The 21,289-nt window shown below is 68.4% G+C and carries 20 protein-coding genes and 1 pseudogene; 9 read left to right on the forward strand and 12 right to left on the reverse strand.

Features of this window, described 5'->3' with window-relative positions; translation table 11 throughout:
- The first annotated feature begins 43 nt into the window (after positions 1 to 43).
- Positions 44 to 409 carry a PH domain-containing protein gene (locus tag ACLJOO_RS36090; protein WP_410792172.1) on the forward strand — a complete coding sequence of 122 codons (366 nt, stop codon included), beginning with the start codon at positions 44 to 46 and terminating at the stop codon, positions 407 to 409.
- Positions 410 to 529: 120 nt separating this feature from the next.
- Here the strand turns inward: ACLJOO_RS36090 and ACLJOO_RS36095 are convergent, their stop codons facing one another.
- Positions 530 to 2,614, reverse strand: a complete 2,085-nt coding sequence (locus ACLJOO_RS36095; RefSeq protein WP_410792173.1) for a type IIA DNA topoisomerase subunit B — start codon at positions 2,612 to 2,614, stop codon at positions 530 to 532.
- Between the two features lie 393 nt (positions 2,615 to 3,007).
- On the opposite strand from ACLJOO_RS36095, the gene ACLJOO_RS36100 reads away from it, so the two are divergent.
- Positions 3,008 to 3,241 carry a hypothetical protein gene (locus ACLJOO_RS36100; RefSeq protein WP_131337995.1) on the forward strand — a complete coding sequence of 78 codons (234 nt, stop codon included), beginning with the start codon at positions 3,008 to 3,010 and terminating at the stop codon, positions 3,239 to 3,241.
- A 108-nt stretch (positions 3,242 to 3,349) separates the two neighbouring features.
- On the opposite strand, the gene ACLJOO_RS36105 is transcribed toward ACLJOO_RS36100, so the two are convergent.
- On the reverse strand, positions 3,350 to 4,825 hold the full coding sequence (locus ACLJOO_RS36105) for a PLP-dependent aminotransferase family protein (RefSeq protein WP_410792174.1): 1,476 nt from the start codon (positions 4,823 to 4,825) through the stop codon (positions 3,350 to 3,352).
- Between the two features lie 90 nt (positions 4,826 to 4,915).
- Here ACLJOO_RS36105 and ACLJOO_RS36110 point away from each other — a divergent pair, with 90 nt between their 5' ends.
- Positions 4,916 to 5,542: a LysE family translocator gene (locus tag ACLJOO_RS36110; protein WP_410792175.1), complete on the forward strand. Its 627-nt coding sequence runs from the start codon at positions 4,916 to 4,918 to the stop codon at positions 5,540 to 5,542.
- Here the strand turns inward: ACLJOO_RS36110 and ACLJOO_RS36115 are convergent.
- Positions 5,500 to 7,512 (reverse strand): glycogen debranching N-terminal domain-containing protein, encoded by a 2,013-nt coding sequence (locus ACLJOO_RS36115; protein ID WP_410792176.1) that lies wholly within the window; start codon positions 7,510 to 7,512, stop codon positions 5,500 to 5,502. The two genes, ACLJOO_RS36110 and ACLJOO_RS36115, sit on opposite strands and share 43 nt — an antisense overlap.
- A 23-nt stretch (positions 7,513 to 7,535) precedes the next feature.
- Between ACLJOO_RS36115 and ACLJOO_RS36120 the strand changes: the two genes are divergently transcribed.
- The 4 genes from ACLJOO_RS36120 (at position 7,536) to ACLJOO_RS36135 (ending at position 11,005) form a co-directional block, all read left to right on the forward strand.
- A complete protein-coding gene (locus ACLJOO_RS36120) occupies positions 7,536 to 8,039 on the forward strand; it encodes a DUF456 domain-containing protein (RefSeq protein ID WP_410792177.1) in 504 nt (167 codons plus the stop codon).
- 141 nt (positions 8,040 to 8,180) lie between these two features.
- The gene (locus tag ACLJOO_RS36125; RefSeq protein WP_410792178.1) at positions 8,181 to 8,720 is read left to right on the forward strand and encodes a hypothetical protein; all 540 of its coding nucleotides are present in this window, start codon (positions 8,181 to 8,183) and stop codon (positions 8,718 to 8,720) included.
- Positions 8,721 to 8,807: 87 nt separating this feature from the next.
- The gene (locus ACLJOO_RS36130) at positions 8,808 to 9,509 is read left to right on the forward strand and encodes a response regulator transcription factor (protein ID WP_130385800.1); all 702 of its coding nucleotides are present in this window, start codon (positions 8,808 to 8,810) and stop codon (positions 9,507 to 9,509) included.
- Positions 9,509 to 11,005 (forward strand): sensor histidine kinase, encoded by a 1,497-nt coding sequence (locus ACLJOO_RS36135; protein WP_410792179.1) that lies wholly within the window; start codon positions 9,509 to 9,511, stop codon positions 11,003 to 11,005. Before ACLJOO_RS36130 ends, ACLJOO_RS36135 begins: the two co-directional genes overlap by 1 nt.
- Before the next feature lie 27 nt (positions 11,006 to 11,032).
- Here ACLJOO_RS36135 and ppk2 read toward each other — a convergent pair whose 3' ends face one another.
- From ppk2 to ACLJOO_RS36150, 3 genes and pseudogenes are all read right to left on the reverse strand, one after another.
- On the reverse strand, positions 11,033 to 11,941 hold the full coding sequence (gene ppk2 / locus ACLJOO_RS36140; RefSeq protein WP_410792180.1) for a polyphosphate kinase 2: 909 nt from the start codon (positions 11,939 to 11,941) through the stop codon (positions 11,033 to 11,035).
- Positions 11,942 to 11,996: 55 nt separating this feature from the next.
- Complete coding sequence (locus ACLJOO_RS36145; protein ID WP_410792181.1) at positions 11,997 to 12,623, reverse strand: class I SAM-dependent methyltransferase; 627 nt, start codon at positions 12,621 to 12,623, stop codon at positions 11,997 to 11,999.
- Between the two features lie 60 nt (positions 12,624 to 12,683).
- Positions 12,684 to 13,891 (reverse strand): annotated as a pseudogene (locus ACLJOO_RS36150) (MFS transporter).
- A 90-nt stretch (positions 13,892 to 13,981) separates the two neighbouring features.
- Here ACLJOO_RS36150 and ACLJOO_RS36155 point away from each other — a divergent pair.
- Positions 13,982 to 14,791 (forward strand): phosphotransferase, encoded by an 810-nt coding sequence (locus ACLJOO_RS36155; RefSeq protein ID WP_410792182.1) that lies wholly within the window; start codon positions 13,982 to 13,984, stop codon positions 14,789 to 14,791.
- Here the strand turns inward: ACLJOO_RS36155 and ACLJOO_RS36160 are convergent.
- Positions 14,784 to 16,262 (reverse strand): MFS transporter, encoded by a 1,479-nt coding sequence (locus tag ACLJOO_RS36160; RefSeq protein ID WP_410792183.1) that lies wholly within the window; start codon positions 16,260 to 16,262, stop codon positions 14,784 to 14,786. The genes ACLJOO_RS36155 and ACLJOO_RS36160 overlap by 8 nt on opposite strands.
- A 118-nt stretch (positions 16,263 to 16,380) precedes the next feature.
- On the opposite strand from ACLJOO_RS36160, the gene ACLJOO_RS36165 reads away from it, so the two are divergent.
- Positions 16,381 to 17,103, forward strand: a complete 723-nt coding sequence (locus tag ACLJOO_RS36165) for a TetR/AcrR family transcriptional regulator (protein ID WP_410792184.1) — start codon at positions 16,381 to 16,383, stop codon at positions 17,101 to 17,103.
- Between the two features lie 46 nt (positions 17,104 to 17,149).
- Here the strand turns inward: ACLJOO_RS36165 and ACLJOO_RS36170 are convergent, their stop codons facing one another.
- From ACLJOO_RS36170 to ACLJOO_RS36190, 5 genes are all read right to left on the reverse strand, one after another.
- Positions 17,150 to 18,205 (reverse strand): Gfo/Idh/MocA family protein, encoded by a 1,056-nt coding sequence (locus ACLJOO_RS36170; RefSeq protein ID WP_410792185.1) that lies wholly within the window; start codon positions 18,203 to 18,205, stop codon positions 17,150 to 17,152.
- 1 nt (position 18,206) lies between these two features.
- On the reverse strand, positions 18,207 to 18,998 hold the full coding sequence (locus tag ACLJOO_RS36175) for a sugar phosphate isomerase/epimerase family protein (protein WP_410792186.1): 792 nt from the start codon (positions 18,996 to 18,998) through the stop codon (positions 18,207 to 18,209).
- A gap of 50 nt (positions 18,999 to 19,048) precedes the next feature.
- Complete coding sequence (locus ACLJOO_RS36180; protein WP_410792187.1) at positions 19,049 to 20,218, reverse strand: ROK family protein; 1,170 nt, start codon at positions 20,216 to 20,218, stop codon at positions 19,049 to 19,051.
- 85 nt (positions 20,219 to 20,303) lie between these two features.
- Positions 20,304 to 20,981 carry a YidC/Oxa1 family membrane protein insertase gene (locus tag ACLJOO_RS36185; RefSeq protein WP_410792188.1) on the reverse strand — a complete coding sequence of 226 codons (678 nt, stop codon included), beginning with the start codon at positions 20,979 to 20,981 and terminating at the stop codon, positions 20,304 to 20,306.
- Positions 20,982 to 21,026: 45 nt separating this feature from the next.
- On the reverse strand, positions 21,027 to 21,287 hold the full coding sequence (locus tag ACLJOO_RS36190; RefSeq protein WP_410792189.1) for a DUF6412 domain-containing protein: 261 nt from the start codon (positions 21,285 to 21,287) through the stop codon (positions 21,027 to 21,029).
- Between the last annotated feature and the right edge of the window lie 2 nt (positions 21,288 to 21,289).

Consider the following 21,289-nt stretch of genomic DNA (forward strand, 5'->3'; position numbering starts at 1 on the left):
CGTCACGTTGCGTAGGGGTGCGCAGCTTCAGATGGGGGGCTCCATGAATCAGCCTGTGTTCGACAAACAGGACCAGCTCGACAAGATCGGTGCCGGCTTGCTCAACGGTGAGAGCATCATCGCCGTGTACGACGGACTTGGTGTCGGCACTGGGTTCATCGGTCTCACCAACCTACGCGTGATCGTGCAGGACAACTCGTTCGTCGGCAAGAAGACCGCCTTGACGAGCATTCCGTACAGCAAGATCCAGTCGGTGTCCTACGTATCCGACAAGTCCGTGTTCGGGAAGTTCGCGTCCACGAGCACGATCGCGGTACAGGTGAGCGGCACTACGTACGAGGTCCAGTTCCGTGGGAACGAGAAGGCCGCGCACGCACACAACATCGTGTTGTGGAACATCATGCGATAGCCACCAACAGTTCGCACCCCGTCAACCACAGGTCGCGGCGCCGCAAACACCGGCGACTCCACCACCTCGCGCGCCGCCACCAAAGGTGGCTGAAAGGTTGTCGCCGCGGAGCGGTGGCGTTTAGATGTCGATGCGGTTTTCGTCTAGTTCGTAGGCGCCTTGGACCAGGAACTCCTTGCGGGGGGCTACGTCGTTGCCCATCAGGAGGTCGAAGACCTGGGCGGCGGCTTCGGCGTCGTCTACCGTGATGCGGCGGAGGGTGCGGTGCCGGGGGTCCATGGTGGTTTCGGCCAGCTGGTCGGCGTCCATTTCACCGAGGCCCTTGTAGCGCTGCGGCGGCTCTTTCCAGCGGACGCCCTTCTTCATCAGTTCGGCGGTCTTCCGCTGGTACTCCGAGTCGCTGTACGTGTACAGGTACTTGTCCTGCCCCTTCTTCGGGTTCGTCAGCTCGAACCGGTGCAGCGGCGGTACGGCGGTGTAGACGCGCCCCGCCTCCACCAGCGGCCGCATGTACCGGAAGAACAGCGTCGCGAGCAGCGTGCGGATGTGGGCGCCGTCGGAGTCGGCGTCCGCCATGAAGATGATCTTGCCGTAGCGCGCCTGCTCGAGGTCGAACGTGCGGCCCGACCCCGCCCCGACCACCTGGATGATCGACGCGCACTCGACGTTCTTCAGGACGTCGCCGACGGACGCCTTCTGCACGTTCAGGATCTTGCCCCGGATCGGCAGCAGCGCCTGGAACTCCGAGCTCCGCGCCAGCTTCGCCGTACCGAGCGCGGAATCACCCTCGACGATGAACAGCTCGGACCGGTCGACGTCGTTGCTCCGGCAGTCCGCGAGCTTCGCCGGCAGCGCCGACGACTCCAGCGCGGTCTTCCGCCGCTGCAGCTCCCGGTGCTGACGGGCAGCGACCCGCGTCCGGGACGCGGCGACGATCTTCTCCAGTACGGCGCGCGACTGCGCCTTGTGCTCCCGTTTCGTCGACGTCAGGAACGACTCGAGCTCGGACTGCACGACCTTCGCCACGATCCGCGACGCCGCCGGCGTACCCAGCACCTCCTTCGTCTGCCCGTCGAACTGCGGCTCGGCCAGCCGCACCGTCACGACCGCGGTCAGACCTTCGAGTACGTCGTCCTTGATGATCTCCTCGCCGCTCTTCAGCAGCCGGGTGCCATCTAGTGCGTTCGTGAAACTCTTCGACAGCGCGCGCTCGAACCCGGCGACGTGGGTGCCGCCCTTCGGGGTCGCGACGATGTTCACGAACGAGCGCAGCTCGGTCTCGTACCCGTCGCCCCAGCGCACCGCGATGTCGACGTCGAGGTCCCGCTCGACGTCGGTCGGCGTCATGTGGCCGGCGTCGTCGAGCATCGGGACGGTCTCGGTGAAGTGACCGGTCCCGGCCAGCCGGACGACCTCGGTCACCTTCTGGTCGGTCGCCAGGAACTCGCAGAACTCGCTGATCCCGCCGTCGTGCTTGAAGGTCTCCTCGGTGGCCTCGTCGCCGCGCTCGTCGCGGATCACCAGCTCGAGCCCCGGCACCAGGAACGACGTCTGCCGCGCCCGGGTGACCAGCTCGTCGTAGTTGAAGGTCGCGTCCTTGGTGAAGATCTGCCGATCCGCCCAGTACCGGATCCGGGTGCCAGTAACACCCTTCTTCGCCCGGCCGGCCTTCCGCAGCCCCTTCGCCGGGGTGAAGCCGGCCGCGGCTCCTTCGCCGTCGAACTCACCGGCGACACCGCGCCGGAACGACGTCGTCCAGATCACGCCGCCGCGGTCGACCTCGACGTCCAGCCGCGCGGACAGCGCGTTCACCACCGACGCGCCGACACCGTGCAGACCGCCGGACGCGTTGTACGACCCGCCGCCGAACTTGCCGCCGGCGTGCAGCTTGGTGAACACGACCTCGACACCGCTGAGCTTGGTCTTCGGCTCGATGTCGACCGGGATGCCACGCGCGCGGTCGACCACCTCGACCGAGCCGTCCTTGTGGAGCACGACGTCGATCCGCTCGCCGTGCCCGGCCAGGGCCTCGTCGACGGCGTTGTCGATGATCTCCCACAGGCAGTGCATCAGGCCGCGGCTGTCGGTGGAGCCGATGTACATACCGGGCCGCTTCCGGACCGCCTCGAGACCTTCGAGGACGAGCAGATGGCGGGCGTTGTACGCCGGGTCGATCTCGGTACTGCGAGGCGTCGGGGCGGCCACAGGGCTCCTTCACTGGATTGCCACACTTACACACGACAGCCTATGCGGCCGGACCCCCAAAACGTGGCAGGCGGGGCCCGTGACGACTGGCCGGTGGGTACCGGTGATACATGTCGCGACAGGTATCGATCCGGACTCGATTAAGAGTGGCGTACGACACTCCGATTCCGAGCAGACGGTGACGGTTCCATGGCGCACAGTGAGAGAAGAAGCACCCCGCCTCCGTGTCTCACCAGAAAATCGCCCGGCGAAGAAACGATTCCGCGTCAGCAAGCGTCATACGAAGACAGGTGGTTCGTCTCACATACGGACACGTTGTCCCCACCGGGAAGCGATCCACGTGTCAGGATGTTGCTATCTGGTGAGTACGGAACTAGATGAGATGAGGCCTCAATGACTACAGCACTCGCCCCGAGTTCGGCGCTGTCGGCCGCGGATCGTTGTGACCGCTGCGGTGCGCAGGCCTACGTCCGAGTCACCCTGACCAGCGGTGGGGAGCTACTTTTCTGCGCCCACCACGGCCGCGAGCACTCGGAAAAGCTGCGCGACATCGCGATCACCATCCACGACGAGACCGGTCGGCTCGAAGCCACCCCCTCCACGGTCGCCGTAGACGACGAGCGGTGACCCACACGCTGTAACAAACGCGCCAGCGTCGGCGCCAAAGTCATCACAGGCTTCGATGGCGGTTCACCCGAGACGGTGAACCGCCATCCCTCTTTTTGCCCAAAAGGCTTACACGACAGGTACGCCGGGACCGGGCCCGTGCCGCCGCAGTTCCTGCCAGGCCCGCGACAACCGCGTGACCGCATCATCGAGCACTTGCTCGGAGTAGGCGAACGGCACCCGTAGGTAGTCGTCGTGCGCACCCGACGGATCCATCGCCTGCCCGGCCACCACCTCGACGCCGTGCCGCAAGGCGACTTGCGCGAACACCCGCGCGTCTGTGTCCGGCAACCGGACCCACAGCGCCGACCCGCCCACCGGCGACGACCATTCCCAGTCCGGCAGTCGTTCGGTCAGCAACTCCCCCATCAGCTTCTTCCGTACGGTCGCCAGCCGCGCCCGCGCCGACGTCAGCTCGGTGAGCCGCGGCAGCAGCCGCGCGGTCAGTGCCTGGTCGATGACGGGACTCCCGAGATCGGCCAGCGCCTTGTGCCGCGCCAGCCGCTCAGCCAACGGCCGCGACGCGCGGATCCATCCGATCCGCAGTCCACCCCACGCGGCCTTCGACACCGACCCGATCGTCAGCACCTCCGCATCGTCCGGCGCGTACGCCGCCAGCGGCGGCGGGATCTCCGGACCGGCCGGATCCCATGCCGAGTACGCGTTGTCCTCGACCACGACGACCTTGTGCCGCGCCGCCAGCTCCGCGACCTGCCGACGACGGTTCGCCGACATCAGCCCGCCGGTCGGGTTGTGGAACGTCGGCATCACGAACAGCATCGCCGGCTGGTGCTCCGCGAACGCGGCCTCGAGCAGATCCGGCCGGATCCCGGCGTCGTCCAGCGGTACGCCGACCACTCGCCCGCCGGCCGCGCCGAACAGGTCGAAGCATCCGGGCCAGCTCGGCTGCTCGATGGCGACCGCGGCGCCCTGGCGCAGGTACATCTGCGTCGCCAGCGCGATCGCCTGGTGCGCGCCGGTCGTCACCACGATCTCGTCCGGCGACGTCGGCAGTCCGCCCTCGGTGAAGTGTTCCGCGATCCGCTCGCGCAGCACCGGCAGACCGCGCGGGTGGTACCCGACATCGCCGAGCAGCGCGGGCAGCTCGTCGGACGCCAGCTCGATGAGCTCCGACGAGAGTTCGGGCAGCCCGGGATCCACGGCGTACGTGAGCGAGATGACCTCACCCGGTCCGACCGTGATGCGGTGGAACAGCGACTCGCCGTACCCGGCCGGCATCTGCTTGTCCGATCGTGAACGACCACGTCCGGCCGCGCGGGCGACCGTCGTACCGCTGCCGCGCCGGCTCTCGACCAGGCCGCGGGCGCGGAGTTCGTCGTACGCCGCGACGACCGTCGAGCGACTGATCGCCAACGAGTCGGCGAGCCGTCGTTCGGCCGGGAGGCGGGCACCGACCGGGAGCTCGGCGGAGCCGATCAGAGCGGCGATCTCGTCGGCCAGCCGCCGGTACAGGCCGCCGCTACGGGTGCTCAGCCGATGGCCGATCAGGTCGGCCAGTGCCGACGGGTCTCCAGAACGGTCCACTTCTCCTCGGATTGGCTCGGGTGGACTGCTTCTCGCGCCGCCAGGCTAGTACCGGAAGGCAGTCCAGTTCGAGAGCAGGAGTGAGAAGACATGATGATCGGTCAGCTGCTGGGGTTCACCGGCGCGACGGTGGTGCTGGTCGGAATGCCGGGGCCGAACAACCTGTACATCTCGCTCCGCAGCCTCACCCAGGGCCGTCGCGCGGGCGTCGTCTCGGCACTGGCCATCGAGACCGGGACGCTCGTGTACATCGTCGTCACGGCGCTCGGTCTCGCGACCCTCGTGCAGGCGTCGCCCACGCTCTTCACCGCGATCACCGTCGCCGGGGCGCTCTACCTCGCGTACCTCGGTCTCAAGCTGCTCAAGGCTCCCGCGAACGACCACGCAGCCGATATCCAGGCCGCGCCACTCGGCCGCGTGTTCCGCGACGGCGTCGTGGTGAACCTGCTCAACCCGAAGGCCGCGCTGTTCTTCCTGGCGTTCCTGCCGCAGTTCGCGACCCGCGGCGCCGATCCCGCTCAGCTCCGCACCGAACTCCTGCTGCTCGGCGTCGGCGCCTTGCTGATCGGCCTCACGCTCGACCTCTGCTACGCGGTCGGCGCGGACGCCGTCGGTCGCCGCTTCCGCGGGGTCCGTACGACGAGCCGCCGCCGCAACCTGATCGTCGCGGCGATCTACCTCGGGCTGTCCGCGTTCGCGCTGATCACGGCACTCTGAGGGGCCTCCACCACCACGACTGAGCCGTTCTCGAACCGCACCGACAACGTCTCGCCGCCGACCCACAACCCGCCGAGTTCGAGCACCTGCCAAGGCACCGAGTCAGCGGCATTGATCGTCAGCGTGCCACCAGGTACGTCGGGCTCGATGCCGAACGCGGCCACCAGGACAGCAACCGCCGAGGCTGCAGCCCACGCCTGCGGACTGCACGAGAGCGGGTACGGCGTCGGCGTACTCTCGGCGCTCGTCCCGCGACCGCCGTACAACTCCGGCAGGCGGTAGTCGAACGCCTCCGCAGCACGAACCAGCCCTTCGACGTACGACGACGCCACGTCGGACTGACCGCTCGCGAACAGGCCTTCGACCGTCATCGCGGTGTCGTGCGGCCACACGCTGCCGGTGTGGTAGCCGAGTGGGTTGAAGCGGGTCATCGCGGTCGACAACGTGCGCAGCCCGAAGCCACTGTTCAGGTCGTCGCCGGCCAGCACGTCGGCGACCGTCTGCTCCTCGTCCGCGTCGAGCAGCCCCGTGCCGAGCAGGTGGCCCATGTTCGAGGCACGCCCGACGACCGGGTTCTTCGCGCCGTCGAGCGCGATCGCCGGGTAGCCGTCGACCCAGAACGCGGCGCGGAAGCGTTCCTGCAGTGCGGCCGCCCAGGCGCGCCACTCGTCGCCGGACTCGCCGTACGCCTCGAGCAGCTCGGCGCCCTTCACGGCAGCGGCGTACGCGTATCCCTGCACCTCGCACAGCGCGATCGGTGCCGTCGCCAGGGTCCCGTCCGGCCACTGCACGGCGTCGTTGGAGTCCTTCCAGCCCTGGTTCGCCAACCCATGGCCCGACTCGTCGACGTACTCGAGGAAGCCGTCGCCGTCCGGGTCGGCGTACTCCTTCATCCAGGTGAGGGCGCGCTTCAGGTTCGGCAGTAGGTCGCGAACCTCGTCGGCGGGCATGCCCCAGCGCCACGCCTTGTGCAGCGTCATGATCCACAGCTGGGTCGCGTCGTGGGTGCCGTAGTACACGGCCGGGAGGACCAGTCCGCCACCGTGGTCGGCGACCTCGGCGCGGAGCTCGTGCGGGATCTTGCCCGGCTGCTCGGCGGACCCGGCGTCGACCTTGGTGCCTTGCCGGGCGGCCAGCGCACGCAGCGTGCCGGCCGCGAGCGTCGGGTCGACGGGGATCAGCATGCCCGACGAGATCAGCGAGTCGCGGCCGAAGAGCGTGAGGTACCAGGGCGGGCCGGCGCCGAGGTAGCGGTCGGCGTCCGCGGCGAGCTGGAGCGCGCGGACGTCCTCCAGGGAACGGTCCAGCCAGCGTTCGACGCGTTTGTCGTCACAGCGGACAGTGACGTCGTACGGCGTGCGCTCGGCCGGCGGCTCGATCGAGAAGCCGGTGTTCGACTTCGGGAAGTCGGCCGTCACGCGCACGGTGATGGTGAACTCCTCCCCCGGCTCGACACGCGGTGTGGCCGAGACGCCGGGGTCGGCGGTGACGACGACGCGGGTGTCGTCGCTCTCCCAACGCGTGCGTCCAGGGCCGTCCGGGAGCGGTGCGAGTTGCGGCAGGCCGGCGGCGGCGCCGCTGCGGACCGCCGCCGTACCGGCGAGATCGGTGCCGAGGGCAACATCCAGCCGGCCTTCGATCGCGGACCGGGAACGGTTCACCAGCGTGATCCGCTCGGTCAGACCTTCGGAGTCGACGGTCCTTGTCCGGTACAGCATCACGGTCGGGTCGTGCCGGGTGTCGCCGAGCCCCTCGACCATCGCGACGTACTGATGGGTGGCCGCGTCCCGTTCGTCGACATGCACCGGGAGCGGCTCGCGTCCGTCGACCGTCACGCTCAGGTGGGACAGGATGCGGCGGTCCCGGGCGTACACGCCCTCGGCGCCGGAACCGGTGAGCTGACCGGACCGGGGCGACAGGACCACCCACGGGGCAGCAAGGGCGGTGACCAGTTCGTGCAATGGGGACATGTCTCCACCCTAAAGGTGCCCTGATGCGAGAGAGTGTGGGTATGGAGACAGGGGTGACCGTACTGGTCGGGATCGCGATCTTCGTCGGGATCGTGGGCATCGTCGTACCGATCCTGCCCGGGGCGATCCTCAGTCTGGCGGCGATCCTGGTCTGGGCGCTCGTCGAGCGCAGCGCGATCGGGTGGGTGGTGTTCGCGATCGCCGTGGTCCTGATCGGTGCGAGTCAGGTGGTGAAGTACGTCGTACCGGAGCGGCGGCTCCGCGAGGCCGGCGTTCCGCGGCGGTCGATGGTCTTCGGGATCCTGCTCGGCATCGTCGGGTTTTTCGTGATCCCGGTGGTCGGCATGTTCGTCGGCTTCCCGATCGGCGTCTACCTGTCCGAGCTGCAGCGCCAGCGCGACAACGCCGCCGCCTGGACCTCGACCAAGCACGCGCTGCGGCAGACCGGCGTGTCCATCCTGATCGAGCTCGTCGGCACCTCCCTCGCCGCTGCTGTCTGGCTGATCGCGGTCCTGTTCATCGTCTGAGCCGTTGGCCGTGCACCGTTTCTTAGGTGATTGCCAGGCTGTTCTTATCCGCAGCAGAGGTTTGTCTAAGCTCCGCGCGCCACCGTGGGAAGGAACAGTGCCGGGTGACGTCCCGGTACGCAGTACGGAAGGCACAGCAGGATGAAGCTCTCACAGAAGCGATGGCGGCTGCTCGGCACCGTGGCCGCCGTGGCCGTGACCACCACGGCCGGCGGGGTCGCTTGGGCCACCAGCAACGCGGACCCGACGCCGTCGCCGTCGGCCTCCCCCTCCAGCCCGGCGACACCCGGCCAGCAGAAGCCTGGTGAACCTGGTGGACCCGGCAAGGGCTTCGGGCATCGGGGCGAGTTCGGGCTCGGCGGGGCGCTGCACGGCGAGTTCGTCGTACCGAAGGACGGCGGCGGGTACCAGACCGTCGCGACCCAGCGCGGCGAGGTCACCGCGGTCAGCAAGGACTCGATCACCGTGAAGAGCGAAGACGGGTACAGCCGGACCTACACGCTGACCGAGGACACGCTGGTGAACGCGGCCCGCGACGGGATCGACGACGTCAAGACCGGGAACACCGTGACCGTAACGGCCGTGGTCACCGACGGTAAGGCGACCGCCAGCTCGGTGAACGACGGGACCGTCCGTGACGCGGCGGGCCAGAAGTGGGGGTTCAAGCACGGTCCCCGGTGAGTTCGCTCTGGGTAGTCGCGGACGACTCACAGGTGATTGCCAGGAACCTTCCAGGGTTCGCATGGGAATCGCCTGCACACTGAGACCATGAGTCCGCATCTGCTGGTTGTCGACGACGAGCCGAACATCGTCGAGCTGCTGTCCGCAAGTTTGCGTTTCGCCGGGTACGACGTGACCACGGCGACCCACGGCGCCGAGGCGCTGCGCAAGGCGCGGGACGTGGAGCCGGACCTGGTCGTGCTCGACGTGATGATGCCGGGGCTGGACGGTTTCGAGGTCGTACGCCGCTTGCGCGGTGAGGACCGGCACGTGCCGGTGCTGTTCCTCACCGCCCGGGACGCGGTCGAGGACAAGGTGCTCGGCCTGCAGACCGGCGGCGACGACTACGTCACGAAGCCGTTCAGCCTCGACGAACTGGTCGCCCGTGTCCGTGCGCTGCTCCGCCGTTCCGGTCACCGCGAACAGACCACGACCGAGGCCGCCGTACTGCGTTATGCGGACCTGGAGCTGAACGAGGACAGCTACGAGGTCTTCAAGTCCGGTCAGGCCGTCCAGCTGTCGTTGACCGAGTTCAAGCTGCTGCGGTGCCTGCTGGAGAACGCCGAGCGGGTGATGTCGAAGGGCCAGATCCTGTCCGCGGTGTGGAACTACGACTTCGCCGGAGACGCCGGCGTGGTCGAGTCGTACATGTCCTACCTGCGCCGTAAGGTCGACACCGGCGACCAGAAGCTGCTCCACACCGTCCGCGGGGTCGGCTACGTCCTGCGTACTCCGCGAGGCCCCAACTGATGCAACTGAACCACCGGCGGTTCGCCGACCGGTACCCGCTGCGCGTCACCATCGTCGTGGTCCTGCTGGCGCTGGTCGCGCTCGCACTGGCCGCATCCGGTGTGCTGGCGACCACGATCATGCGCGGCTACCTCATCGACCGCGTCGACGAGCAACTGCAGCAGACGGCCTCGCAGCTCGCCCACGTCGGGAAGGACCGGCGTCCGCCGCCTCCGGGAGGCTTCGGGGACCGACGGCCGCTACCGAGTGCTTTCGTCGTGCAGTTCAACGAGGCGGACGGGAGTAGCGCCGACGGTGCGTACGGTGCGCGGCTCGCCGATCCAGATCCGCTGCCGAAGCTGCCCGTTCTGAACCTCAACCAGGTCCGTGCGCGCGACGGGCGGCCGTTCGTGGTGGATGCAGTCTCTGGTGGTGCTCGATGGCGGGTGCTTGCGGTCGAGAATGCCAACGGCGACGGATCGGTCATGGTGGCGCAGAGTCTCAAGGACATGGACCACACGATCCAGCGGCTCGTCGGGATCCAGGCCGCGGCCGGGGTGATCCTGCTGGTGCTGCTCGCAGGCCTCGGGACTTACGTCGTACGGCGAAGTCTGCGCGGGCTGGAGGACGTGGAGCACACCGCTGTCGCGATCGCCGGCGGGGATCTGAGCCGACGGGTGCCGCAGCGCGACCCGCGGACCGAGGTCGGGCGGTTGTCGCTCGCCCTGAACCAGATGCTCGGGCAGATCGAGACGGCGTTCGCGCAGCGCACCGCGTCGGAGTTCGCGGCGCGGCGCAGTGAGGATGCGGCGAGGCAGTCGGAGGAGGCCGCTCGGCAGTCCGAGGACCGGATGCGGCGGTTCGTGGCGGACGCTTCCCATGAGTTGCGTACGCCGTTGACGTCGATCCGGGGGTTCGCGGAGCTGGCCCGGCACCGGGGTGACGTGACCGACGCCGACACGATGCGCCGGATCGAGGACGAGGCCAAGCGGATGGGGCTGCTCGTCGACGACCTGCTGCTGCTCGCGCGACTGGACCAGCAACGACCGTTGCGTTCGGAGTCCGTGGACCTGCTCCCGATCGCGGCCGACGCACTGCACAACGCGCAAGCCGTCCAGCCCGACCGCCACATCTCTTTGACGATCCTGCCCGACTCGGAGGCGCCGGTCGTCTCCGGCGACGAGGCACGGCTGCGGCAGGTCCTCGGGAACCTGGTGAGCAACGCCCTCCACTACACCCCCGTCGACGCGCCCATCACCGTCTCCGTCGGCACCCGCGGCTCCGAAGCCATCCTCGAGGTCAGCGACACCGGCCCCGGCCTCACCGACGAACAGAAGGCCCGCATCTTCGAACGCTTCTACCGAGTAGACACCGCCCGAACCCGCTCCACCGGCGGCTCCGGCCTAGGCCTCTCCATAGTCGCCGCCCTGGTAGCCGCCCACCACGGCCACGTAACCACCACCGACACCATCCCCCACGGCGCCACCTTCACCGTCCACCTCCCCCTCACCACCTAAGCCCCCCGCGTACGGCGTACCGGGTGGTTACAGCTTCGGGAAGGTTCGGTTGGCGGACTCGCCGTGTTCTAGGACTTGGGCGGCGGGGCCTAGGAGTTTGGGGTCGGGGTGGCCTACTAGGTCTTCGTCCTTGTCGGTGTAGTTGTAGAGGGAGAGGACGTGGCGCATGGCTTCGAGGCGGGCGCGTTTCTTGTCGTTGCTTTTGACAACGGTCCAGGGGGCGTGGGGCGTGTCGGTGTAGTGGAACATCGCCTCCTTGGCCTCGGTGTACGCCTGCCACTTGTCGAGCGAGGCAAGGTCGGTCGGTGAGAGTTTCCACTGCCGCACCGGATCGATCTGACGGATCGTGAACCGCGTTTGCTGTTCCGCCTGCGACACCGAGAACCACAGCTTCACCAGCAGAATCCCGGACCGCACCAGCATCCGTTCGAACTCGGGCGCCTGCCGCATGAACTCCTCGTACTGCTCCTGGTCGCAGTACCCCATCACGTGCTCGACGCACGCGCGGTTGTACCAGGAGCGGTCGAACAACGCCATCTCACCAGCCGCCGGCAGATGCGCGACGTACCGCTGGAAGTACCACTGCGTCTGCTCACGCTCCGTCGGCTTCTCCAGCGCAACGATCCTCGCCCCGCGTGGATTGAGGTGCTCCATGAACCGCTTGATCGTCCCGCCCTTGCCGGCTGCGTCACGCCCCTCGAACACGATCACCAGCCGCTGCTTCGACCGCTTCACCCAGTACTGCAGCTTCAGCAGCTCGATCTGCAACAGCCGCTTGTCCCGGTCGTAGATCTCCCGCGCCAGCCGCTCGCCGTACGGGTATCCCTCGCGCCAGGTGTCCACCGATGTACCGTCGGCGCGCAGCAGCACCGGGTCGTCGTCCTCCTCGTCCAGCACGCGGAAGCCGAACTCTTGCACCAGATCAGGCGTGTTCATGAGCACAGACTCGGCCCCGCGGATGACGCCCAGGTGAACAAGGCCCAGTGACGGCTCAGTGACGGCGCAGCTTGACCGTGCAGTCGCGGCGATTGATCGGTACGCCGTCACGCAGCACCTGCGCCCGGTCGTGCACGCGACTGACCAGCGTCTCCCATTCACCGTCCGGAAGCGCCAGGCTCTCGATCACCTCATCGGGCTCCGGGAAGTGAATGTCGGGATGCGGGTTGTGCTCTCCAGGCGGGAAGCCCAGGTGGCCCTCGATCAGCAGTACGCCGCCTCGCGCGACAGCGGCCGCCGCGCTCCGCAAGATCCCGTCGCGCGGCAGCTCGGTCTTGGAGTGCAGGAACTGCGCGGACACCAGGTCGAACTCGCCGTCCGGGAACGACTTCCCCAGCTCGTGCTGCTGCCAGTCGATCCGGTCGCCGACCCTAGCCGCCTTCGCATGCTCAGCCGCACGCCCCAACGCGACCGTCGAGATATCAACGGCCGTCACTGTCCAGCCCCGCCCAGCGAGCCAGATCGCGTCGGCCCCTTCGCCGCAGCCGAGGTCGAGCGCCCGGCCCGGCGTCAGGCCGGACACCTCGTCGACGAAGGCGACGTTCGGCTTGCCGCTCCAGATCTGCTCGTGCTCGGTGTAGAACGCGTTCCAGTGCTCGTCAGGGAGCTGTTCGGTGGTCATGCACCGATGGTGCGCGACCTCGGCACGAAGCGGCAAACAATCTTGCCGGGTTGGCAAAACCTAGTTGTCGCGGACCGGCAGCGGCTCCGCCTTCCCGACCACGAACGCGTACGTCAGCGCGCCGATCACCGCCACCACCCCCGCGACGGCGAACGACGGCAGGTACGACCCGTGGTAGATGTCGAGCAGCAGGCCGAAGACGTACGGGCTGATGATCCCCGCGATGTTCGACGCGAAGTTCTGGATGCCTCCGATCGACGCCACGTGCCGCGACGACGGCGCCACGTCACCCGGCAAGGACCAGATCCCCGTCGCCGCGATCGCCAGGCTCGCGTACGAGATCGCCAGGAACAGCAACGCGACGTACACCGACTTCGCGGGCGCCGCGAACACGATCGCCGCACCGCCGAGCAGCCCGCCGACCATCACGGTCTTCCGCACGCGCGTCACGTCCGCGCCGGCCCGAATCCGCCGGTCGGCGACGATGCCGGCGATCCACCCGCCGGCGATCGCGGTGATACCGGGCAACGTGCCGAGCGTCCCGAGCTCCTTCAGGTCGAGCCCGCGGGCGTCCTTCAGGTACCACGGGAACCAGGTGAGGAAGAAGTAGATGACGAAGTTCAGGCAGAAGAACCCGAGCATCATGCCCCGGATCGTCCGGTACCGGAACAGGTCCCGCCAGCGCACCTGCGCCGCGGCCTCGGAGTCGTTCTCGTCGAGCCGCGCACCGTTCGAAGCGATGTAGGAATGCTCCTCGGCGTTCGCGTGCCGGTGCTCCATCGGGTCGCGGTAGTACCAGTACCAGACCGCCGCGATCATGATCCCGAGGACGCCGAGGACGACGAACGAGAAGTGCCAGCTGACCAGCGCGATCAGCCCGGTCACGACCGGCAGCGACAGCACCGTCCCGACCCGCGAACCCGAGTCGATCACCGCGCTCGCGAACGCCCGCTCGTGCGCCGGGAACCACCGCGACGCGGCCTTGGTCGCACTCGGGTACGCCGGTGCCTCCCCCGCGCCGAGCGCGAACCGGAACGCGAACAACGACCAGAACCCGCGCGCCAGCGGCGTCAGCGCGGCCACAGCGCGGCGAACGTGAACGCCTTCCGCGCGCCCACCTTGTCCGCGAACCGGCCCGCCGCCAGCATCGCCCCGTCGTACGCCCAGAAGAACGCGCCGAGGATCAGGCCCTTCTCGGCGTTGCTCAGGTCGAGGTGCAGGTCGTCCTCGATGAACGGCAGCGCGACGCTCAGGTTCGCGCGGTCCAGTTAATTCAGTGAGAGCCCGGATCGTGGCACGCTACCGTGCAGGCCTTCTTTGTGCAGACAAACGTTTCATCCAGCGGAATGAGGCTTTGAGTGATCGAGGACGGCGAAGAGATCCCGCTGCTCGGCGGCGACGTGACCGAGGGCCTGGTGCGCGTCGGCGACACGGTACGGCGCCCGCCCGGCGAGCGTGCCGAACTTGTCCAGGACGTCCTGCTGCACCTGGAGAAGGTCGGGTTCGACGGCGCACCGCGGTTCCTCGGCATCGACTCCGCCGGCCGGCAGGCGCTCACGTACGTCGAGGGTGAGGTCGCGGGCCGCCCGCGGCCGCCGTGGATCGCCGACGAGGAGCGGATGGTCTCGGTCGCGCGGCTGCTGCGTGCGTACGACGACGCCGTCGAGGGATTCGGGATCCCGGAGAACCTGCCCGCGCCGATCGAACCGCCGGGCTTGCCGGACCTGAACGATCCGCCGGAGCTGGTCGGGCATCAGGACGTGACGCCGGAGAACGTGGTCTTCCGGGAAGGTCGCGCGTACGCCCTGATCGACTTCGATCTCGCCCGCCCGGTGAGCCGGGCTCGTGAGTTCGTGAACCTGATGCTGTGGTGGGCCCCGCTCGGCGTCGACGCCGATCTCGACCCCGAGCTCCGCGGCCTCGACCGTCCGCGCCGCTGCCGGCTCCTCGCCGACGCCTACGACCTCTCCCCCGCCGACCGCGCCCGCACACTGGAGCTGACGATCGGATTGAACGAGCGCGCCTGGCACACGATGAAGTACCGCGCCGAAACCCTCGGCGGCGGCTGGCAGCGGATGTGGACCGAGGGAGTCGGCGACAAGATCCGCGCCCGCCAAACCTGGCTCGAACAAAACGCCAACTCCCTCACCACCGCCCTACTCAACTGACGGCAACCTCGTCCTTGATCTGTTCGTCAGCTGTCGCCTTCTTGTCCCGCAGGAGCGCGAGCGCCAGCACCGCAGACCCCAGCACCGCGACGGCGCTCACCACGAAGGTGCCCGACATCGCCTCCGCAAAGGCCTTCCGGGCGATGTCGGCCAACCCCGCGTCTCCGACAGCGAATGCTTCGCCGATCGAGCGTCGCGCGACGGCCGGCGCCGACTCCGGCATCTTCGCGGTGAAGTTGTTCGCCAGTGCCGACCCGAGGATCGCGATCCCCAACGCCGCACCCGCCTGCTGCACGGTGTCGTTCAACGCCGACCCGACACCGGCATGCTCGTGCGGCACGGCGCCCATCAGCGCCGCCGTCGCCGCAGGCTGAGCCAGACCCGCACCCACACCGAACACACCCAACGCCAGAGCGACCATCCCGAACCCGTCGTCCGCGGTCAGCCTCGACATCACCCAGAAGCCGCCGGCCAGCACGACCAACCCTGCAACCGTCATCGGCCGGTTCCCGATCTTCTGACCGAGCGTCACCCCGACACCGTTCACCAGGATGACGGCCACCGCCATCGGCGCCATCGCCAGACCAGCCTTCGTCGGCGAGAACCCGAGCACGAACTGCAGGTACTGCGTCAGCGCCAGAATCAACCCGCCGTTGGCGATCTGCAGCAGCACGAGCGACAGGCTGCCGCCACTGAAGTTCCGGTCGCGGAAGAGCGCCAACGGCACCATCGGCACCGGCGTCCGCAGCTCCCACACCACGAACAACGTCAGTCCGGCAACGGCAACTACGAGCATGGGCCACGAAACCCCGTGCTCCGGCAACTCGATGATCACCCAGACCAACGACACCAGCCCGACCATCGACAGCAGCGCACCGATCGGGTCGGGCTTGCGCCACGGCCCCTTCGACTCCGGCATCAGGACCACGGCCGCCGCGATCGCCAGCACCGCCACCGGCACGTTGATCAGGAACACCGAGCCCCACCAGAACTTCGCGATCAGCGCCCCGCCGAGCACCGGCCCGCCGATCAGCCCGACCATCAGTACCGAGCTCCAGATCGACATCGCCTTGCGGCGCTCGTCGTCATCGAAGACCGTGATCAGCACCGACAGCGTGCTGGGCATGACGACCGCGCCGCCGACGCCCATCAGCACCCGTCCCGCGATCAGCATCTCCGGAGTCCCAGCGTACGTCGCCAGCAGGGACGCGGCCCCGAAGATCGCCAGGCCGGCGATCATCACCTTCTTGCGCCCGTACCGGTCGGACAGGCTGCCGGCCGTCAGCAGCAGCCCGGCGAACACCAGGATGTAGCTCGCGACGATCCACTGGATCTCCTGCGCGCTCGCACCGAGATCCTCGGTCAGTACCGGGATCGCGACGTTCAGGACCCCGTTGTCCAGCACCAGCACCATCGTGCTCAGGCAGAGCACGATCAGAATCAGCCACCTGCGCGGATGCCGAGCGGTCATCGCGCACCTCCTCGAGTCATCTTCTTGAACAGCGTTCAGCTTGCCTGAACAGTGTGCAATTAGAATTGAACATCGGTCAAGTCCTGCACAGTGTTCAATCATCGGCTAGGGTGGAGGCATGGCGAGCGAGGAGTACACATCGGTCTGGACCCGGCCGAAGCGCGGCCGGCGTCGTGAGCAGCCCGCGCTGACCCAGGAGCAGATCGTCGCGGAGGCGATCAAGCTGCTGGACGCCGACGGGCTGGAGGCGCTCACGATGCGCAAACTCGGCGCGGCGCTCGGCGCGGTGGCGACGGCGGTGTACTGGCACGTCGCGAACAAGGACGAGCTGCTCGAACTCGTCGTCGACGAGGTGTACGGCGAGGTCGAGGTGCCGCGCGTGACCGATCCGTCGGCGTGGCGCCCGGCAGCAGAAGCCGCGGCGCGCAGCGTGCGCGCGATGATCGTCCGGCACCCGTGGGTGGCGCCCACCCTCGCCGACGTGGGCATGAACTACCTGGGCCCGAACCTGATGCGGATCTCCGACGACCTGCTCGGCACCTATCTGGCCGCCGGCTTCGAGCTGATCGAGGCAGACCAGGCCGCCAACACCGTGCTCGGCTACGTGATCGGTGTCGCGTCGGTCGAGGCCGCGACCGTCACCAAGCTCAAGCGCAGCGGGAAGGACATGGCTGCGTGGCAGGCCGAGGTCTGGCCGGCAGCGGTCAAGGCCGCCGAGCCGTATCCGCACATGCGAGCGCTGTACGCCGCCAACAGCAACACCGACCTCGAGGCGGGCGGCGAGGACAGCTTCAGCTACGGCCTCGCCAGAATCCTGGACGGCCTCGAAGCTCGCCTGTGACGCGGACCGGTTGCCCGGGGTCGACCACCCCGGGCAACCGACCAGGTCAGCGGGTGATCTTCACCTCGGCGCCGCTCTTCGCGGACTCGTAGATCGCGGTCAGCATCCGGGCCATCTCCAGGCCCTGCTCCGCGGTCGCGTCGGCCGGGATCTCGCCACGGCAGATCCGCAGGAAGTGGTCGATCTGGTTCGCGAACCCGACCTTGAAGTCGAACCCGAGCGAGTCGATCTGCGGCTGGACGTGCAGCAGTGTGTCGTGCCGCTCGGTGACCATCAGCAGCTCCGGCTCGATCTCCGCGCCGCCCTTGTCACCGTGGATCCGGACGCTGATCTCGTTACGCGCGTGCAGCGAGAAGGACGTGGCCACGTCGAGGACCGCCCCGCCCTCGAACCGGATCTGCGCCGTCGCGAAGTCCTCGACCGTGTTCGGCCGCGCCGCCGACGCCGCCTTGTACCGGGTCAGGTTCTGGATGTTGTCGCGGGCGCCCAGCGGCGCGAACGTCGCCCCGGACGCGGACACCGCCTTCGGCATCCCCATCAGGTACCAGCACAGGTCGATGATGTGGACGCCGAGGTCGATCAGCGGACCGCCGCCGGACAGCTCCACGTCACCGAACCAGCCGCCGGGGTTGCCGGCCGTCCGCAGCAGCGTGGCCCGCGCCGCGTAGATGTCACCGAACTCGCCCGCGTCCAGGAACCGCTTCGTGACCAGGGCGTTCGGCGCGTACCGCCGTACGTAACCGACCTGCAGCGCCTTCCCGGTCTCCTCGACCGCCTTCACCAGCGCCTCGGCCTCGGGCACCGTCACGGTCATCGGCTTCTCGACCAGGACGTTCTTTCCGGCCCGCAGCGCCGCCTCGGCGATCGGGGCGTGCAGCGTGTTCGGTACGCACACGCTCACCGCGTCGACGTCCGGGTCCGAGAAGATCTCCTCGGCGGAGCCGGTCACCCGCTCCACGCCGAACTGCTCACCGCGCGCCTTCGCCCGCTCGAGGTCCACGTCGCACACGGCCACGAGCTCGGCCTGCGGGTTCGTTTGGTACGCCTTCAGGTGCTCGACGGCGATCGAGCCGAGCCCGATCACTGCAATCCGCGTCGTCATGTCACGCCACGCTTTCGGTCAGTCGGATGATGTTGGCGAGCGAGCGCTCGATGGCCGGCAGCGGTGCCTCCATGCCCTCGAACTCCAGGCTCACCGGTACGTCGGGCTTGGTGGCGACAAGTGCCAGCAGACCGGGTACGTCGACGTCGCCGTGGCCCGTCACCGTCCCGAGCAGGTAGTCGCCGGCCAGCGTCTTGAGCCAGCCGTCACCCGCCGAACGGCGGATGTGGAAGTCCTTCACGCCGATGGATGCCGCGACGTCGATCAGTCCGGCGGCGGTCTTGCCGGGCACCTCGCCGACGCACAGGCCGTTGCCGAGGTCGAGCGTGACCCGGAAGTTCGGGCGATCCACGGCGTACACGAGCCGGGCCAGCCGGTCGCTGCCGTTCATGAAGAAACCGTGGTTCTCGATCGTCGACACGATGCCCAGGTCCGCGGCGTGGTCGGCGACCGCGCGGCAACCCTCGACGACCTTCGCGAACGTCGTCTCGAACTCGCCCGGGTCCTGCTCACGCCACGCCCACGGCGCGACGTCGTGCCGGAAGATCCGCGCGCCGAACCGGTGCGCGACGTCCAACTGCTTGCGGAGGCGGTCGATCTCCGCGGTGTCGGCGGTCCGCAGGTCGCCGCTGACCAGGTAGTTCACGATCGGTACGCCGATCTCCTCGGCGTGCTTGGCCGTGTCGCGGACGACGTTCTCGTTCTCCAGGTAGTACTCGCCGTCCATCGCGGCGACCTCGATGTGCCCGGCCGAGGAGGCCGCGACCCAGTCCAGGACCCCGATCAAATCCATTTCGCCGCTCGTCATGAGCTGGCGGAAGCAATACGAGCTGACTCCTAGCTTCACTGCGTGGTCCTCTCGAGTTCGTGAGTGATGTGGGCCCACGGACTGGGGTAGTCGTGGACACCGTAGATACCTGAGCTGCACCGGTCGAACGCATTGCCGACCGCCCCGAGCACCACCGCCTCGCGCCCCAGCGCCGAGGCGACGAAGGGTGGACGTTCGGGGAAGACCAATTCCTGCTCGACCGCTGTCGCGAGCGGACGAAGCAGAGCGCCGCTGTCCTGCAAGGCCCCGCCGCGCACGACCACGACCTCGGGATCGACGACCAGCAGCACGGTCGCGATCCGCCCGGCGATCTGCGCGCAGAAATCCTCGAGCTCCGCCTGCGCGTCGGCGTCGCCTGCCGCGGCCGCGCTCAGGACTTCCGCGCTGGTCGGTCGCACGGACCACACCAGCTGTCCGCGCTGCGCGTTGCGCGTCCACCGCATGCCGCGCTGCGCGCCGAGCTCACCCGCGAGCCGGTGGCGGCCCTGCCGGATGACTCCGTTCAGAACGATCGACACGGACAGCCGATGACCGATCTGGAGGTAGACGACATCGGAGTACCCACGACCCGCGCCGCCACGTTGCTCCGCCAGCGCCGCGAGCTTGATGTCGTTGTCCACGACGATCGGCTGTCCAAGCTCCTTCGCCAGCAACTCCGCCACAGGCAGACCAACCAGATCCGGCATCGCCAGACTCGCCCGCAACCGCCCATCCGCCTCAACCACCCCCGGCAGCCCAACCCCAACCGCCCGCAGCCGCCCAAGGTCGAGTTCGGCGGGGGTGATCGAGTTGGCCGCGGCTTGGAGGGCGCGTGGGATTAGCGATAGGTCCGCTTGCTTGGCGGGCTGTATCTCGGCGTAGCCGACGCGGCGGCCGGAGAGGTCGCAGATGATTGCGCGGGCTCCGCGGGGGCCGAGGTCGACGCCGGCGACCAGTCCGGTCTCGCGCGCGAACCGGAAGGCACGAGCAGGTCGGCCTGGACCGGCCGTCGCCGGGCTGGCCGCCTCGACCAGCCCGGTCTCGAGGAGATCGTCCAGGACGGCATGCACAGTCGGACGCGACAGGCCGGTGCCTTCACTGATCGCCCCGACCGTACGCGCCTCGTCGGCGTCGGCGAGGAAACGCAGGCACGCGACCTGGTTCGCAGATCGCTCCGCCTGGGCGGCGCCGCGTGCAGTGTCCATCGACCCCAACCCATTATGGAACCGGCTTTAATAAAGACGGTAACAGAATGGATTGCCGGAAGGCAACGGCTATTGCCGGCGGCGACTAGCGTTGGAGGATTGTGCGTTCGGCGAGGGTCCAGGTGGTGGTTGTGAGGAGGTAGAGGCCGGCGGCGAGGGGTACGAAGGCGGCCGTCAGGAGCGTGCCGAAGGGCAGCAGTTGGGCGAGGCGCCGTGACAGCGTGGTTGCCGATGGGTCCAGCTGGCGTAGCTGGAGTCGGGCTGAGAACCATGCGACGACAGTGAGCAGTACCGCGATCACGACGTACGCCGGGGTGCCGGTGAGGATTGGCCAGTGCACGCCGAGTGGGGCGCCGAGAAGGCTGCCGCTGATGAGCTGGTTCGACTCCCCCGCTACGACGGTCCGCGAGAACAGCGTGTACATCAGCCAGAAGAACGGCAGCTGCGCGAGCATCGGCAGGAAGCCGGCGAACAACGACGTACCGGATTCCGTCTGCAGCTTCGCAACTTCACGTTGCAGGCGCTCCGGGTTGTCGCGATGCCGCTCGGTCAACTGCTTCAGCTGCGGCATCAACTCCGCGCGGGCCTTCAACCCGCGGTGCGCCCGCACGCTCAGCGGGACGAGGGACAGCCGTACGGCGAGGGTGCACAGCACGATCGCGATGACCGCGGCGTACGCACCGGTGAGCGGTTCGAGGGTGGCGACGAGGGACGTGAGCAAGTGATAGGCACCGGCGACCGGTGCCTCCAGAAAGGAAGGCACAGCAAGACTCCACGAGTGTGTAGGAACAGGTAGCGAGGTGGAGCGCTACTGTCCCGGGGCTCGTGGTCGGGGTCTGCCGGCGGCGTCGGGATCCCGGAGGGAGAGATAGGCGGTGCGCCGGGCATTGGCCCGGGTGGCGCTGACCCGCGCCGGAAGCGGCGAGACGAGCGGGGAGCGCGCCGCGGACCGCGCGACGACGACCAGCGCCAACAGCAAGGCCGCCGCCGTGAGAACGGCGGCGGCCAGTGAAGCCGTGTCGAGCGCAGGGATCACCGACGCAACCACGCCGGCGATCCACTGCGTCATGA

It is taken from the genome of Kribbella sp. C-35 (assembly GCF_046549195.1).
Classification (GTDB): Bacteria; Actinomycetota; Actinomycetes; order Propionibacteriales; family Kribbellaceae; genus Kribbella.